The sequence below is a fragment of the Tahibacter aquaticus genome (assembly GCF_004363655.1).
Taxonomy (GTDB): domain Bacteria; phylum Pseudomonadota; class Gammaproteobacteria; order Xanthomonadales; family Rhodanobacteraceae; genus Tahibacter; species Tahibacter aquaticus.
In genome coordinates, this window is sequence record NZ_SNZH01000007.1 from 310,790 (window position 1) to 326,158 (window position 15,369).

The following is a 15,369-nucleotide window of genomic DNA, read 5'->3' on the forward strand; positions in this document are numbered from 1 at the left end:
CGGCGGTGCCCTTGCTTGAATCGCCGGAGGCCGCACCTATGCTGCCGCCGGTTACCGGAGAGGTTGGCGACATGAGTTGGTTGTCCAAATTGATGCCTTCGCGCATCCGCACCGAAGGCAACAGCGTCAAGGGCAAGGTGCCCGAGGGTGTGTGGGAAAAATGCGAGGGCTGCGCCGCGGTGCTGTACCGGCCCGAGCTGGAGCGCAATCTGGAAGTCTGCCCGCAGTGCGGCCATCACCATGCGATCGGCGCGCGCAAGCGCCTGCTCAGCTTCTTCGACGAAGGTTCGACCGAAGAATTGTTCACCGAACTGGAGCCGGTCGATCCGCTCAAGTTCAAGGATTCGAAAAAGTACAAGGACCGCATCGTCGCGGCGCAGAAGCAGACCGGCGAGAAGGACGCGATGATCGCCATGCGCGGCCTGCTCAAGACGCGGCCGGTCGTGGCGGTGTCATTCGATTTCAGCTTCATGGGCGGCTCCATGGGCTCGGTCGTCGGCGAGAAGTTCACCCGAGCGGCCGAACGCGCACTGGCCGACCGCACTCCGCTGGTGTGCTGGTCTGCGACCGGTGGCGCGCGCATGCAGGAAGGTCTGTTTTCGCTGATGCAGATGGCCAAGACCTCGGCCGCGCTGGCGCGCCTGCGTGCCGCCGGCCTGCCGTATATATCGGTGCTGACGCATCCGACCACGGGCGGCGTGTCGGCCAGCCTGGGCATGCTCGGCGATCTCAACGTGGCCGAGCCCAAGGCGCTGATCGGCTTCGCTGGTCCGCGCGTGATCGAGCAGACCGTGCGCGAGACCTTGCCCGAAGGCTTCCAGCGTTCGGAATTCTTGGTCGAGCACGGCGCTGTCGACCTGATCGTCGACCGGCGCGAGGTGCGCAACAAGCTGGCCGACATCCTGGCCATGCTGATGCGCCAGCCGCGTCCGGCGGCCGCGCCGGCGGCCGGAGCAGCCGCCTGAGCACGGCAACCGCGGCGGCAACGCCGCGCAGCCTGCAGGCGTGGCTGGACTACCAGCTTCACGTGCATGTGCGTGGCGTCGACCTTGGGCTTGCCCGGGTCGGTGAAGTCTGGCGGCGCCTTGGCGCGCCGCGACCGGCGCGCTGGCAGATCTCTGTCGCCGGCACCAACGGCAAGGGCTCTACGGTGGCCTTTCTCGAGGCCATGCTGCGGGCCGGCGGCTATCGCGTCGGTTCGTATACTTCGCCGCATATTCTCAATTACAACGAACGTGTGCGCATTGCCGGCACCGATGCGGACGATGCGGCGCTCATTGCCGCGTTCGAGCGCATAGAACAGGCACGCGGCGATATTCCGCTGACCTATTTCGAGTTCGGCACGCTGGCTGCGCTGCTGATCTTCGCTGCGGCGGGGCTGGATGTGGCTTTGCTCGAAGTCGGCCTGGGCGGACGACTGGATGCGGTCAATCTGATCGATGCAGACGTGGCGGTAGTCACCACCATTGCGCTGGATCACCAGGACTGGCTGGGCAGCGACCGCGACAGCATAGGCCGGGAAAAAGCCGGCATTGCCCGCCCGGGGCGCTGCCTGGTCGTGGCCGAGGACGATCCGCCGGCGGGTTTGCTCGACGCCGCGGCCGCTGCCGGCGCCCACGTGTTTCGCGCCGGCCACGATTTCCGTATCGAACGGCAGGCCGCCGGCTGGTGCTGGTTCGGTGCTGCGCGCGAACTGCGTGCGCTACCGCCGCCGGGCCTGGCCGCGCCGTGCCAGCACGCCAATGCGGCGGCGGCGATTGCGGCCTTGCACTGCCTGTCTGGCCAGATTGTGCTGAGCGATGCGGCCATTGCCGCCGGCGTGGCGCAGGCGCGGGTCACCGCGCGGCTGCAACGGCTGCGGCTGGGCCGCGGTGAGCTGCTGATCGACGTGGCGCACAATCCGCAGGCCGCCGAGGTGCTGGCGCAATGGCTGGCGCGCGAACCGGCGGTGCGTACGATCGCCCTGTTCGGCGCGCTGGCAGACAAGGACGTGGATGGCATGCTGCAGCCGCTGGGCCGCCTGGTCGACGAATGGCACCTGCTCGATTTGTCGCAGGACAGCGAGCGTGGCCGCGACCTGCCGTCGCTGGACCTGGCTTTTACCGGTGCACTGGGGCCGCTGCCGCGCAATGGTTGGGCTGGCGTTGCAGCGGCATTGGATAACGTGGCGCCGCGTTTGCAGCAGGGCGAGCGTATCGTTGCCTTCGGATCGTTCTATGTTGCCGCGGCGGCGCTGCGCTGGTTGGAACACGCCGTGCAAGCCGCTGCACCTGCATGACCTTCGACGTGCCGGCCCAGCCGCCGGCGCGCGTATAATCCCGCCGTTCATGGAGGCCACCTGGCTATGGATTCCGCTTTGAAACAGCGTCTTATCGGTGCCGCCGTCCTGATCGCCCTGGCGGTGATCTTCGTCCCCATGTTTCTGTCCGGTTCGCCGCCGAAAGGCGATACGGTGACCGAGAATCTGAGTATTCCTCCCGCGCCGGAACGCGAGTTCCAGACCCGCGTCGTGCCGGCCGAGGGCGGCAAGGCGACGACGCCGACACCGTTGCCGAATGCCGCAGCTCCGCCCAGCGACAAGGTTGCCACGGTCGATGTCGGCGGACATCAGCGCAACGAAGTGGCCTATCCGGATGCGCCACCCGCCACGGCGCCCGCCAATTCTGCCAAGCCGACCAGCGTTGCCACTGCCAAACCGGTCGAGCCGGCGAGCAAGCCGCCCGTCGAGCGCGCAGCGCCGGCCGCCAATGCCAACGGCCGCTTTGCCGTGCATCTGGGCGTGTTCGCCAACAGCGGCAACGCCGACGCGCTAGTGGCCAGCGCGCGCAAGCAAGGCCTGACCGCTTATACCGAAACCACCGACGTCGACGGCAAGCCGGCCACGCGCGTGCGGCTGGGGCCGTTCGAAGACCGCAGCACGGCCGAGTCGGCGCGGCTGAAATTGCAGAAGGCCGATGCCAAGCTCAAGGGCGCCGTGGTCGAACTGGCCCAGGCGCAGCCCAAGGCCGATGCGCCGGCGGCGGCAGTTCCGGCCAATCGTGCCGGCGGCTGGGCGGTGCAGCTGGGGGCGTTCAAGTCGCAGGACGAGGCGAACAAGCTGCTCGCACGTTCCAAGAGCGCCGGCTTCCCCAGTTATGTCGACAGCACCGGTGCCGGCGCAGAAAAGCTCTGGCGTGTGCGGTTGGGGCCGGAACCGGACCGCGCCGGCAGCGAAAAGCTGCGCGACCAGGTCAAGCAGAAACTGGCGATCAGCGGCATGATCGTGACGCTGCCATAACACCGTGAACTGGGCCGACTACTGCATTCTGGGTGTGCTGGCCCTGTCGGTTCTGATTGGTCTGTGGCGTGGCCTGATCTCTGAAGTGATGGCGTTGGCCTGCTGGGCTGCGGCGTTCTGGCTGGCCTGGATGTTCGGCGACAAGGTGGCTGCGCAGTTCACCAGCATCGAGGTGCCGTCGGTGCGTCTGCTGCTGGGTTACGGCTTGTGTTTTCTGACGGTGTTGATTGCCGGTGCGCTGATCTCGTTCGTCCTGCGCAAGCTGATTGCCGGCAGCGGACTGAGCGGCACGGACCGGATGTTCGGCATGCTGTTCGGGCTGGCGCGCGGTCTGCTGGTAGTGATGCTGGCCGTGCTGATGCTGGGTTTCACGCCGCTGCCGCGCGATCCCTGGTGGCGCCAGTCCAGCCTGCTGCCGAGTTTTCAGCGGGGTGCCGAATGGCTGTCGGCGCAATTGCCGGAAAGCGTCAACAAATACCTGGATTTTCGCGGCTTGCCGAGCCTGCCGCTATTGCCCGCGGCGCCAGCGGCCCCCACTTCGACGCCACCCGCTGAGGCGGCGGCGGCGAAAAAATCTTCCACTTAGCGGTAGCGTTTGCCATGTGCGGAATCATTGGAATTGTAGGCAAGTCCGAGGTTGCCTCGGCCCTTTACGACGGCCTGACGGTGCTGCAGCACCGCGGCCAGGATGCGGCCGGCATCGCCACCGTGGACGGCGCGCGCCTGCGCCTGCACAAGGCGCGCGGACTGGTGCGCGACGTTTTCCAGCGCGACGACATGCTCAAGCTGCGTGGGCGTGTCGGCATCGGCCATTGCCGCTATCCGACCGCCGGCTCCGACGACGTCGGCGAGGCGCAGCCGTTCTACGTCAATTCGCCCTACGGTATCGCGCTGGCGCATAACGGCAATCTGGTCAATGCCGAGGCGATCAGCAACGAACTGTTCGAAGGCGACCGCCGCCACATCAACACCAATTCCGATTCGGAAGTGCTGCTCAATGTGCTGGCGCACGAGCTGCAGATCCAGGACCGCATGAGCCTGACGCCGGACCATCTGTTCAAGGCGGTCGCCGGCGTGCACGAGCGCGCGCGTGGCGGCTATGCCGTGGTCGCGCTGGTGCTCGGTTACGGCATCCTTGCGTTCCGCGACCCGCACGGCATACGTCCGCTGGTGCTGGGCGAGCGCGATACGCCGGAAGGCAAGGAATATGCAGTTGCCTCCGAATCGGTGGCGTTGGACATCCTTGGCTTCCGCCGCCTGCGCGACATCGAGCCGGGCGAAGCGGTGCTGCTCGGCTTCGACGGCAGCCTGCATCATCGGCGCTGCGCCGACGGCTACGCCCATACGCCGTGCATCTTTGAATACGTATACCTTGCCCGGCCCGACTCGATGATCGAGGACGTGTCGGTTTACAAGGCGCGCCTGCGCATGGGCGAGCGCCTCGCGGCGAAGATCCGCCGCCTGCGTCCGGACCACGGCATCGACGCGGTGATCCCGATTCCCGATACCGCGCGCACTGCGGCCAGCTCGCTCGCCAGCGAACTGGGCGTGCCCATGCGCGAGGGTTTCGTCAAGAACCGCTATATCGGCCGTACCTTCATCATGCCGGGACAGAGCGAGCGGGTGAAGTCGGTGCGGCGCAAGCTGAACGCGATCGACCTGGAGTTCCGCCGCAAGACGGTATTGCTGGTGGACGATTCCATCGTGCGCGGCACCACTTCCAAGCAGATCATCCAGATGGCGCGCGAAGCCGGCGCAACCAAGGTCTATTTCGCCTCGGCAGCGCCGCCCGTGCGCTATCCGAACGTCTACGGCATCGACATGCCGGCGCCGGCGGAACTGGTGGCGCACAACCGCAGCGAAGAAGAAGTGGCCGAGGCGCTGGGCGCAGACTGGCTGGTCTACCAGGATCTGCACGACCTCGTCGCCGCGGTCAACGAAGGCAACGAAGAGCTGAAGAACTTCGATACCTCGTGCTTCTCGGGCGAGTACGTCACCGGCGTGCAGTCGGATTATCTGCGCGAGCTGGAATTCAGCCGCTCGGACGAAGCCAAGACGCTGAAGCGAGCCTCCTGAGTTTTCGCGCTGCGGCCGGCGGCTTCGCCGTCCGCGGTGCGCTTTTCAGAAACCGTCGCGCTTGCGCACGATCAGCCACAGCGTCGCGCTGAAATGGCGCAGCGGCCACACATTTTCCAGTGCGTTGAGCGGCTGCAGCGCATCGACCAGGCGGCACAGCCAGGCCTGCCGGCGAAGTGCCGCCGGCAGGCTGGACGGCATCAGCTGGTGATGGCCGGCCGCTTCGGTTTCCAGTCCGTGATGCAGCAGACGCTGGCGGAATGCCGCCAGCGCGTAGCGGCGCTGGTGCGCCTGCTGCGGAAACAGGCGGCGCGAGAGGAATTCGCTCCAGGAGCCGCGATTGGGCAGGTGCGTGATCAGCAGCGCGCCGCCGGGCTTGAGCACCCGCCACAGTTCGGTAAGCGATTCGCCGTCGTTGGGTACATGTTCCAATGTTCCGCCGGCAAGAATGGTGTCGAAATGCCCGTCGCGCCAGTGCAGCCGCCAGGGGTGTTCGATGCGCCGGTAGGCTAGGCCGCTGCGGGCATGGAACGGCGCATATTCCCGCGCCTCGCAGACGTCGCAGCCTTCGATGACGACGCCGCTGCCGAAATCCGCACGGGCCAGCCAGGACAGTGCCGCATGGCGGCAGCCCCAGTCGAGTACGCGCTGGTTGCTGGCCAGGGCAGGGCGTATGTGCAGGTAGGCGCGGATGAGTTCCTCGCGCGTTGCGCGCAGCGCACGCTTGGCCTGCAGGTAGGGATCGCTCTGCGCACATTCGAGGGCCAGAAACTCGTCCAGCGCCGCCAGTAGCTGTTGCGGCGTAAGGCGGGCGGCGGGCAAATCGGAATCCACGCAGAAGCTCCTCGGATGACGCGGCAGAAAGCCGGCAAGCGTGATCGGTTGCGCGCATCCGCGCCTTGCCGTCACCAAACACTAGCATTCAATGCGCGCGCTGCGGGCATAATCGGGCTTATGTCTGCATCCGAGGCAGCCGATGCGCGCGTTCGATCCCGGCAATTTATATGTGGCTGCTGCGGCCTGCCTCGGCGAATGCGAGGTGGAGCGCAAGCTGATGCTGACGGCGGCGACGGCGCACGCTTTCGCCGCCGGAAGGCTAGACCGCGAAGACGGCGAGGCGCCGTTGCCGATCGGCCAGCCCGGCCGGCCGGCCCGGCCGTTGCTGGTGGCGCCGCGCCAGCTGGCTCAGCGCGGTCTGGGCAGCGAAGCCGGTCGCGCGGCGCTCGTGCATGCGGTGGCGCACATCGAATTCAACGCGATCAATCTGGCTTGGGACGCGGTGTATCGCTTCCGCGACATGCCGCAGGAGTACTACCGCGACTGGGTCGCCGTAGCGGCCGACGAGGCGCGTCATTTTTCGCTGCTGCAGCGGCGCCTGGCCGACTTCGGCCTGCGCTACGGCGACTTGCCGGCGCACGACGGTCTCTGGGAAATGGCCTGCAAGACTGCGCATAGCTGCCTGGAACGCATGGCGCTGGTGCCGCGCGTGCTGGAAGCGCGCGGCCTGGACGTGACGCCAGGCATGATCGAACGCCTGCGCGGCGTCAACGACAGCGCCACCATCGCCATACTGCAGCAGATTCTGGCCGAGGAAGTGGCTCACGTCGCCGCGGGCACGCGCTGGTACCACTGGTGCTGCGAACGCGCCGGCGTGGATGCGGACGACACCTTCGACGCGCTGCTGCAGCAGTATTATCGCGGCGCGCTGAAGCCGCCGTTCAACCGGCCCGACCGGCTGGCGGCGGGTTTTACCGCGCTGGAACTGGATCGACTGGACAGCCTGGTGGCCTGATGCCGCGCATACTGATCGTCTTGCTGGTACTGGGCTGGCTGTTGCTGATCGGCGTCTTCGCCGAAATTTCCCCGTTGCAGTCGCCCTGGCCTGTACAAAGCAGCCTTATGCAAGGTTCCAGTTTTGCCGCCATGCGCGGCGGCCAGGTCGATGTGGACGAGCTGGCCATCATGACGCCCGACGAGAACGGCGGCGCACTGCTGATTCGCAGCGTCGACCTGGACGATGCAGCGCAGTGGCCGGTGCTGCGCTACGAGTTCGAAGGCCTGGCGCCGGCGCTGGAACTCAACCTCGTCTATCGTCGTGCCGACTCGCCGCAGGACGTGCGTACCCTGGTGCTGACGCGACCGCGCGGCTCTACTGGCACGATAGACCTGAGCCGCGAAAAGGATTGGCAGGGACGCATCAGTGAAATCGGCTTTGCCATCTATCCGGTGGCGCAGTCGGTGCCGCTGGAGCAGGGCTTCAAGCCGTTTCGCCTGATCAAGGCCGAATTCTGGAGCCCGTCCTGGCAAGGGCGCCTGGCTGCGGTGGCGACGGAATGGTCGGGGCGGCGAGCCTGGTCGCTGATGTCGATCAGCGCGCTGGGGCCGGACAATGGTGTTGTGCGTGCGCGTTCGCCCGCACTGCTGCTGGCCTTTGGCCTGGTATTCACCCTGTTGCTGCTGACCCAGTTCCTGCCGCAGTCGCGGCGGCGCACGCTGCAAGTAATGCTGGCCAGCGTAGTGCTGGCCTGGCTGTTGCTGGATCTGCGCTGGCTGCGCAGCCTGTTCGACCGGCATGCGGCGACGCGCCAGGTCTATGCAGGAGTGAACTGGCAGGAGCGGCAACAGCGCCAGCCCGATGCGGAACTGCTGGCTGCGGCGCAGGCGGTGCGCGAAGCGATTCGGGCCGACGGAGGCGATCCGGATCGCGCGCGCGTACTCATCGATTCGGCCAGCGATTTTCTGCGGGCGCGCCTGGTCTATCACCTGGCGCCGGCCAACACCGGGCCTGTCAATATCACCGGCTACGGGCCGGACTGGCCGCTGTCGATGAACTTCTACCTGGTCTATTTCGACATGGAGCAGCCGCCTTACAGCATTGAAAAACAAGCGCTCGAATTCAACGACGATGTGGTGGTGCCGGCGCGCGAACTGATCGGCCAGCCGCCGCTGCGTCTATACCGGCTGGGCCAGGGAGCGACGCAATGAGCGGCGCGGTATTGCTGGCCTGGGCGGGCGCATTCTTGCTGGGCCTGGCCGTATGGCTGGCGCTGGCCGGCCGTCCGCGGCAAGCCGGCGACTGGCTTGCCGGCAGCGGCTATGCCGTGTTGCTGGGCTTGCTCGCCTGCGGCGGCCTGGTGGCGTTGTCGCCACAGGCACCGGGTGCGCAGCTGTTCGCGGCTACCTTGCCCTGGCTGGCTCTGGCGCTGACGGCGGCTGCGTGCGCTGCGTTCTGGCGCTGGCGTCGCGAAGCACCGGCGCTTGCGCCGTCGGGCAGGCTGTCGCCGAGGCTGCCATATTGGTGCGGACTGCTGTTGCTGGCGGTATTGCTGCGTTTTGTCGTGCTGGTCGACGAGGCGGTGCTGCGCCCGGTTTTCGTCTGGGATGCCTGGAACGCCTGGTCGCTCAAGGCCAAGACCTGGTTCGAACTAGGTCAGGTTAGCTATATCAATCCGTTGCAGTGGTGGGAGCCGTTGAGCACGGGCAGCCATACGGCCTTGGCCTGGCGTTATCCGGAGCTGCTCAGCCGGGTCGAGCTGTATCTGGCTGCTGCCGCAGGCGCCTGGAACGAGTCTGCGGTGGGGTTGGCCTGGCCCATCGTGTGGGCTGCGCTGCTCTGTGGCTGCGCCGGTCAGTGGCTCGCCCTGGGCATGAACCGCTTGCTGGTGCTGGTGCTTACCTATGTGCTGGCGTCGCTGCCGTTGTTGTCCGTGCATGCAGGACTGGCCGGTTATGCCGATCTCTGGGTTGCTACGGCCTTGAGTTTCGGCGTGTTGGCCTGGCTGCGCTGGCGGCAGTCGCGCGATCGCGGCCAGCTGGCCCTGGCTGTGCTCTGCCTGCTGCTGCTACCACTGCTGAAATTCGAAGGCGCTGTCTGGAGCCTGCTGGTATTGGGGCTGGCGTTAGGGGTGGAAATGCCGCCGCGCTGGCGCTGGATCGGTCTGGCCGCGGCGGCAGGGCTGGTGCTGCTCGTCTTGCTGGCGGCCTGGCTGCTGCAGATGCCCTGGCTGGCGCTGGTGCGCGACACCATCAGCGGCGCTACCGGTGGCAGCAGCGATATTTCGCGCAGTTCTGCTGCGCTGGCATTTGCCACGGGACTGTTCGGACAGAGCAACTGGCATCTGCTCTGGCCGTTGTTGCTGGGTTGCATGCTGTGGCAGCGCCAGCATCTGCGGGGCGAGCCCGGGACCTTGGCCTTGCTGCTTGGTGGCGGCCTGGCGGCGTTGTTCTGCCTGTTTGTGTTTACGCCGGCGGCGAAATGGGCGGCGAGCGAAACGGCGAGCAATCGCCTGGTATTGCACTGGGTGCCGCTGGCGGTCAGCCTGCTTGGTCTGCTGCTGCGCGAATTTCGCTGGCCTGGGCATACAGCGAGCGAAACTGCGCACTGACCGCAGCCGGCCGGTAGTTCGCGTACCAGCGCGCGGCACCGGCGCTACCCCAGGTCTGTGCGAGTTCGGGGGTATCGGCCAGCTGGCGCAAAGCCTGTGCCAATGCAACCGCATCGCCGGGCGGCACCAGGCATCCGGTCTGCCCGTCCACCACGACTTCGGTCACGCCCGAGCCTGCAATCGCGCTGGCAACACAGGGCAGTCCGGCGCGCATGGCTTCGAGCAGCACCATGCCGAAGGCTTCGGCCCGGTCCAGCGAGGGCAGGCAGAAGATTTCCGCCTGGGCATACGCCTGCTCCAGCAACGACTGCTCCGCCTGGCCGGTCATCTGCACGCGCTGCGCCAGGCCCAGGCGCTCGATCTGGGCACGCAGCGCGCTTTCGCATTCGCCGCCGCCGATCAGCAGCAGGGCGCAATCGGGCAGTTCGGCCAGGCTTTGCAGCAATACGTCGAAGCCTTTGTAGTAGCTCAGCCGTCCGACCGCGAGCAGGCGGCGCTTGCCCGCCGGCCATAGCGCAGCGCCGTCGGCGGCCGCCGTGGCGGGAGCTTCGGTCAGGGCCAGCGGTACGATGCGGGTCTTTTCCCGCCATGGCGCCAAGGCCTGGCTGGCATCGCGATAGGCGGCCGAAGTCGCCACGACGAGGTCGGCCCGGCGCAGCAAGGCCTGTTCGAACGGTCGATAGAACGGATAGGCCAGGCGCAGGGCGCGGCTGGCACTGTCCAGCGGAATATCGGCGTGCCAATGCACCAGCCAGGGCAGGCGCCGCGCGGCAGGAACCAGCAAGGCGGCAAAGGCCGAGGTGTTCGGCACGTGGATATGCAGAACCTGCGGGCGCAGTCGAGCGATGCAGCGCTGCAGCTGCCACGGAAACGCCGGACTCAGCGGCGCATAGGCAAGCTGACCCCAGCGCCCGGTTTCATGGATGCAGATGGTGCCGTCGCGGCGCTCGCTGCTGTGCCATTGGCGCCGCAATGCATGCGCCAGCACCACGACCTCGTCGCCGGCGTCAGCCTGGGCATTGGCCAGGATGGCGGTGAAGGTTTCTATACCGCCAGGTGCGGGCGGGTAGAACTTGCCGATATGCAGTATGCGCATGCCGCGCCGGTCAAGCCTGCGGACGCGGACTGGTGCTGCGCTGTTCCACTGCCCGGCGCAGGGTGGTCAGTTCTTCTTCCAGGATGGCCAGCTTCTGGTTGAGGCGGCGGATCTGGCGCTCCTGGCGCGAGCGTTCGATATCGAGCTGCAGCAGGCGCAGCAGGATCAGCGAGACGCCGACGATGATCGGCAGCACCGGCGGATAGGCAATCCCGCTCAGGTGGGCCAGCCAGTCGATGGTGCGCGGCACGAAGCCGAGTACCAGGGTAGCCGCGGCCACGATCAGCCACCACAGCGCATACGGGCCGTGCAGGTGATCGCGCCTCACCAGATAGAGGATGCTGCCGGCCAGAGCCAGGCCGATCAGGGCGGCCGTGATCTGTGCGTTCATGGGGAATTGGTCTCCAGACTTCGGCGCGCGCGGCGTTCCCTGGCGCCGACACGGGCAATACTGAGTACGGTGGTCGCGATCATGTAGCGGGCGACCGTAAACCAGGACGAGAAGATGCGCGATCCCCCCTCACGCCGGGCCGACATGGTCGTCGCAGCCTCGGCGATGCGCAGTGACTTGCGTCGCAGCAGGATCAGTACGCCGATGTCCTGGTAGTCGATCAGGCTGGCCTCGCGCGAGGCCAGGGTGCGCACGGCCCGCCGGCCGTAGACGCGCAGCCCCGAGGTGAAGTCGGTTACCTGCAGGCCAGTGATCAGGCGGAAATAAGCCCAGGCCAAGCGCTTGGCCGGACTCAGGCGGGCTGGGCAGGTGCCGATGGTGACGTCGGCACCACTATCTATATGTGCACGGAGCAATAGCGGCAATTGCTCCGGATGGTGCTGGCCGTCGGCATCCAGGGTAATGACGCGTTCGTGCCGGTTGCGCAAGGCGTAGCGCATACCGGCCTGGGTTGCACCCCAGGCGCCGAGCTGGAACGGCAGGTTCAGTACCACGGCGCCGGCGGCAGCGGCGATGGCGGCCGTGTCGTCGCTGCTGGCGTCGTTGATCACCAGGACGTCGCACTGCAAGGCAGCCTTGACCCCGCGGACCACGTCTGCAACCGTGTTGCGCTCGTTTCGGGCGGGCATGACTGCAAGACAGGCTGGCGCTGCAATCTGTTGATTTGACACGAGTCGACCGTCAGCGCGAAAAACCGATTGTCCCAATGCGCGTGCACAGGCGTCAACGCGAAAAAAATTTTCCGGAAAGTGTCCGCTCGCTGTACCGGGCTGCGTTACTAGCTCCCGAGTGCCCACACAGGGTGCCGAATCGGTCCACCGGAATTACGTGCAATTGCCTACAGAACCGTCGCTAAAGCGTTGACGGGGTTTGATTGTGGTGATTACACTCCTCTTCTGTCGGGCCCCATGAATCTACTGTGGGCAGGAAGTGCGCTTCCGCCCGATCCAACTTGGGAGAAAACTATGAAAGCCAATGTCATGATGAAGACGCTGTCGCTGGCGGTGTTGGGTCTGGCGGGTCTGGGTTTTGCCGGTGCCTCGATGGCACAGTGCCCGACCGATCCCGCTCAGCCGACCGGTGCATGGACCGGCAAGGCCGTTCTCGGTGGCGGCGCCCTCTCGATCACCACGCCGGGTCTGGGTACCACTGCTTGCAAGCTGACCACCAGCTTCAACGCTGGCGCCGGCGGTTTGGCCAGCTCGTTCGTGCGTGACGATACGCCGGCTGGCGAAACCCGCTACCGTTTCCGTTTCCGTCTCGTTGCCGACGCGATCACCCCGTTCAGCGGCCTGCAGAAGGTCCAGCTGTTCACGGCGAATTCCAATACCGCATTCCCGGCTGCCGGCGGCTCCGTGCAGGTTCTGCGCGTGTCGCTGATCCCGGGCGGCGCGACCGGCCGTCAGGTGTCCTTCGTGGCCGCCACCAATGACATCGCCAACGGCAACGTCAGCACCCCGTTCGTCGCTCCGGTCGCTGCCGGCGAGAACGTGGTCGAAGGCGAAGTCGTGATCGGCGCTGCAGGCACCGGTAAGGTCAACGTCTGGGTGAACAACAACGTCGCAGGTACCCCGAGCGGCACGATCAACGTCGACAACGCCGGCTGGGTCGGCGTCGACACCGCCCTGCTCGGCCTGGCCGATTCCACCAGCTCGTTCCGTACCAACCAGGCTACCAAGGCAATCAACTTCGACGAGTTCGACTCGCGTCGTCAGACCTTCATCGGCCAGTAAACCCCTGAATTGCGCCCTTTTTCTAGCGTCGGAGTAATTAAATGAATAAAAATGCGCTTCTGCTCGCCGTAGGACTGACCGCTGCCGCGTTTGTCGGCACGGCCAGCGCCCAGTCGTGTGCATCGCCGTCGATCATCACGCTGACCGGCAACAACCATGCCATCACCAGCACCACCTGTGCTCCGGCTGTCAACCAGCTCGGCACCCTGTGCGGCGCGTTCAATTCGCCGGAAAACGACGTCATCTATCGTTTCAACATCGATGCGACGCGTACGTCCAGCACCCTGAGCCTGTCGACCACCGACGCAGCTTGGAACCCGGCGTTCCTGTACCTGTCGGGTTCCTGCGGCGGCGGCGTGAATTGCGCCGAAGTGGGCGACAACGGCGGCAATGGCGTGACCGAAACGATGCCGACCCCGACCGGCAATGGTACGTACTACCTGGTTGTCACCTCCAGCCCGGGTGCCGGCGGTTGCGGCGCCTTCACGGTTGACGCTACTGGCCGTCTGCCGGTGGCTCTGAAGAACTTCTCGATCGATTGATCGATAGAACTTCAGCAGTAATCGTTTGTCAGAACCCACCCGCAAGGGTGGGTTCTTTTTTGGGAGTACCGATGATTCCGCTGCTGTTCGCTTCGATGTTGGCAATGGCCAACGAGCCTTCAAATATCAGCGCCTCGCCGGCCTGCGAGTTTGGAGAGATCTATCAGGGGCACGCGACGAACTGCCTGATCGAGTTCTCCAATCGCAGCAGCAAGCCCCTGCGTTTGAGCAAGCTGGCGCCGATAGATCCGAAGGACAGGCTGTCCGCTGACTCGGTCCTGGTTCCGGCGAACGGCGTCGCGCATGTCGAGATCAAGATCGACACCAGCACCGATAGTGGTACCACCCACCATCCGTTGAAGTTTCGGGTCGAAGGCGAAGAGCCCGAGCGCTATGCCGACTCTGTCGGTTTTGTCGCCAGCGTGTTCGACCTGTCGCGCCTGGAAGCGAACCTCGGCACGATCGCGCTGGCCGAGGCGAACCGCAAACCCTATACCCTGACATTCTCCAGCGACGAAGACCCCGATGCGCGCATCGAGAAGGTGTTGTCGGCGCCGGAATATTTGAACGTTTCCCCTGGTGCGGATGGCCGCAGTGTCCAGGTCTCCGTGCGTGACACGGCGCCCTGGGGCCTGTTCGAATCCAACGTCATCCTCAAGGTACGCTCGATCCGCCAAGACCAAGTGTTCTTCAAGGTCAAGGGCGATGTGCATGGCGCCGTCGTGCCGGGCTTCAATCCGCTGGAGCTGGATCTGGTCCGCCGTGGCGAAGGCGAGCGCAGCTACCGCATTCCCCTGCGCCAGGCCGGCGACAAGCCCCTGCGTCTGGGGGCGGCGCGTCTTGAGGGCATGAAAGGAAGCGTCAAGATTTCCGATTGTGAGCCTGCCGCAGTCGGATGCCGCTGGCTCAACCTGAAGATTTCCGACCAGCAGCCCTTGGGCTATCTGAAAGGTCGTGTCTACGTCGAATTGCCCGACTACGGCAAGACGCTTCCGATCCAGGTGTGGGGCGTCATGCTGTCGGAGACGACCCAGGTCAAGGATGCGGCCGAGGAGATGAAGAAGGCGGAGGCCAGTACGGTGGCCGCGGCTTCGACCGACGCTGCTGCAACAGGTATTCCGGGTTCCTCGTCCGCGGCGCTCAGTCCTACGGTTTCCAATGTGCCGATCGGCCAGCAGCTCAAGCGCGCACTGACCACGGCCAAACCGGCCGATCCCCCTGGTAATGGCCCGGTACTGCGCTGGGAAGTGGATAACGAAGGGTTGATCTACGGTTATCACGTGTACCGCGCAGACAGCGCGGACGGCCCGTGGAAGCGCATCAACGCCACTACGCTGCGCGTCGACTCGGTGGAGGATGCTGCGAGCCACTACGCGTGGCGCGACGAATCGGCCGAAGTCGGCAAGACCTATTGGTACTTCGTGGGCACGCTGGACCATCGCGGTGCGCGCAAGCGCCTGACCTCGCCGAGTCAGGTTACGGTGAAACCGCGCTAGGACTAGCCTTGCTGCGCGATGCAGCTGCCGCGGCGCCTGCTTATGGCAACCAGTGCCTGGCAGGAACCGCCCTTTGCCGAACCGATTTGACCGCAAAAAGAAACCCGCTCCTGTGGCGGGTTTTCTTTTGCGCAGCATCCAGCAGCCAAGGCAGGTGCACAAGCACGTCGCGCAGGCATTGCAGTTTTGCGCGACGTCACAGGGCGCCTAGTGAACTCTAACGGACAAATCGAAAGCAGCTCGCCCGTCCTGCTGCTCACTCGGCCAATAGCAGGGGCCGTTGGCGTCGCTCCGCACGGCGTCCCGCATGACC

General features: G+C 65.7%; 15 protein-coding genes. 11 read left to right on the forward strand and 4 right to left on the reverse strand.

The genetic code is table 11. From position 1 onward, the window contains the following. Positions 1-71: 71 nt before the first annotated feature. The 5 genes from accD to purF all read left to right on the forward strand — a co-directional run bounded on the left by accD (position 72) and on the right by purF (position 5,353). The gene (accD, locus tag DFR29_RS13650; RefSeq protein WP_133819159.1) at positions 72-965 is read left to right on the forward strand and encodes an acetyl-CoA carboxylase, carboxyltransferase subunit beta; all 894 of its coding nucleotides are present in this window, start codon (positions 72-74) and stop codon (positions 963-965) included. Next, positions 962-2,278 (forward strand): bifunctional tetrahydrofolate synthase/dihydrofolate synthase, encoded by a 1,317-nt coding sequence (gene folC, locus DFR29_RS13655; RefSeq protein ID WP_133819233.1) that lies wholly within the window; start codon positions 962-964, stop codon positions 2,276-2,278. Before accD ends, folC begins: the two co-directional genes overlap by 4 nt. 78 nt (positions 2,279-2,356) lie before the next feature. Next, entirely contained in the window at positions 2,357-3,277 is a 921-nt protein-coding gene (locus DFR29_RS13660; protein ID WP_166654076.1) for an SPOR domain-containing protein, read from the forward strand. A gap of 4 nt (positions 3,278-3,281) precedes the next feature. Further along, positions 3,282-3,863 carry a CvpA family protein gene (locus tag DFR29_RS13665; protein WP_133819161.1) on the forward strand — a complete coding sequence of 194 codons (582 nt, stop codon included), beginning with the start codon at positions 3,282-3,284 and terminating at the stop codon, positions 3,861-3,863. 14 nt (positions 3,864-3,877) lie between these two features. Next, the gene (gene purF, locus DFR29_RS13670) at positions 3,878-5,353 is read left to right on the forward strand and encodes an amidophosphoribosyltransferase (RefSeq protein ID WP_133819162.1); all 1,476 of its coding nucleotides are present in this window, start codon (positions 3,878-3,880) and stop codon (positions 5,351-5,353) included. Between the two features lie 45 nt (positions 5,354-5,398). Here the strand turns inward: purF and DFR29_RS13675 are convergent, their stop codons facing one another. Beyond that, positions 5,399-6,187 (reverse strand): class I SAM-dependent methyltransferase, encoded by a 789-nt coding sequence (locus DFR29_RS13675; protein WP_166654077.1) that lies wholly within the window; start codon positions 6,185-6,187, stop codon positions 5,399-5,401. Positions 6,188-6,329: 142 nt separating this feature from the next. Here DFR29_RS13675 and DFR29_RS13680 point away from each other — a divergent pair, with 142 nt between their 5' ends. The 3 genes from DFR29_RS13680 to DFR29_RS13690 are packed head-to-tail and all read left to right on the forward strand — an operon-like array spanning position 6,330 to position 9,738. Next, positions 6,330-7,145 (forward strand): ferritin-like domain-containing protein, encoded by an 816-nt coding sequence (locus tag DFR29_RS13680; RefSeq protein WP_133819164.1) that lies wholly within the window; start codon positions 6,330-6,332, stop codon positions 7,143-7,145. Next, positions 7,145-8,338 (forward strand): hypothetical protein, encoded by a 1,194-nt coding sequence (locus DFR29_RS13685; RefSeq protein ID WP_133819165.1) that lies wholly within the window; start codon positions 7,145-7,147, stop codon positions 8,336-8,338. Before DFR29_RS13680 ends, DFR29_RS13685 begins: the two co-directional genes overlap by 1 nt. Continuing rightward, positions 8,335-9,738, forward strand: a complete 1,404-nt coding sequence (locus DFR29_RS13690; RefSeq protein WP_133819166.1) for a hypothetical protein — start codon at positions 8,335-8,337, stop codon at positions 9,736-9,738. Before DFR29_RS13685 ends, DFR29_RS13690 begins: the two co-directional genes overlap by 4 nt. Here the strand turns inward: DFR29_RS13690 and DFR29_RS13695 are convergent. The 3 genes from DFR29_RS13695 to DFR29_RS13705 are packed head-to-tail and all read right to left on the reverse strand — an operon-like array spanning position 9,668 to position 11,914. Next, positions 9,668-10,834 (reverse strand): glycosyltransferase, encoded by a 1,167-nt coding sequence (locus DFR29_RS13695; RefSeq protein ID WP_133819167.1) that lies wholly within the window; start codon positions 10,832-10,834, stop codon positions 9,668-9,670. The two genes, DFR29_RS13690 and DFR29_RS13695, sit on opposite strands and share 71 nt — an antisense overlap. A gap of 10 nt (positions 10,835-10,844) precedes the next feature. Further along, on the reverse strand, positions 10,845-11,225 hold the full coding sequence (locus DFR29_RS13700) for a DUF2304 domain-containing protein (protein ID WP_133819168.1): 381 nt from the start codon (positions 11,223-11,225) through the stop codon (positions 10,845-10,847). Next, a complete protein-coding gene (locus tag DFR29_RS13705) occupies positions 11,222-11,914 on the reverse strand; it encodes a glycosyltransferase family 2 protein (RefSeq protein ID WP_133819169.1) in 693 nt (230 codons plus the stop codon). The genes DFR29_RS13700 and DFR29_RS13705 overlap by 4 nt, the downstream gene beginning before the upstream one ends. Before the next feature lie 336 nt (positions 11,915-12,250). On the opposite strand from DFR29_RS13705, the gene DFR29_RS13710 reads away from it, so the two are divergent. The 3 genes from DFR29_RS13710 (at position 12,251) to DFR29_RS13720 (ending at position 15,056) form a co-directional block, all read left to right on the forward strand. Then, complete coding sequence (locus tag DFR29_RS13710; RefSeq protein ID WP_133819170.1) at positions 12,251-13,018, forward strand: hypothetical protein; 768 nt, start codon at positions 12,251-12,253, stop codon at positions 13,016-13,018. Positions 13,019-13,059: 41 nt separating this feature from the next. Beyond that, a complete protein-coding gene (locus tag DFR29_RS13715) occupies positions 13,060-13,560 on the forward strand; it encodes a hypothetical protein (RefSeq protein ID WP_133819171.1) in 501 nt (166 codons plus the stop codon). Between the two features lie 71 nt (positions 13,561-13,631). Beyond that, on the forward strand, positions 13,632-15,056 hold the full coding sequence (locus DFR29_RS13720; RefSeq protein ID WP_133819172.1) for a hypothetical protein: 1,425 nt from the start codon (positions 13,632-13,634) through the stop codon (positions 15,054-15,056). Positions 15,057-15,369: the final 313 nt, after the last annotated feature.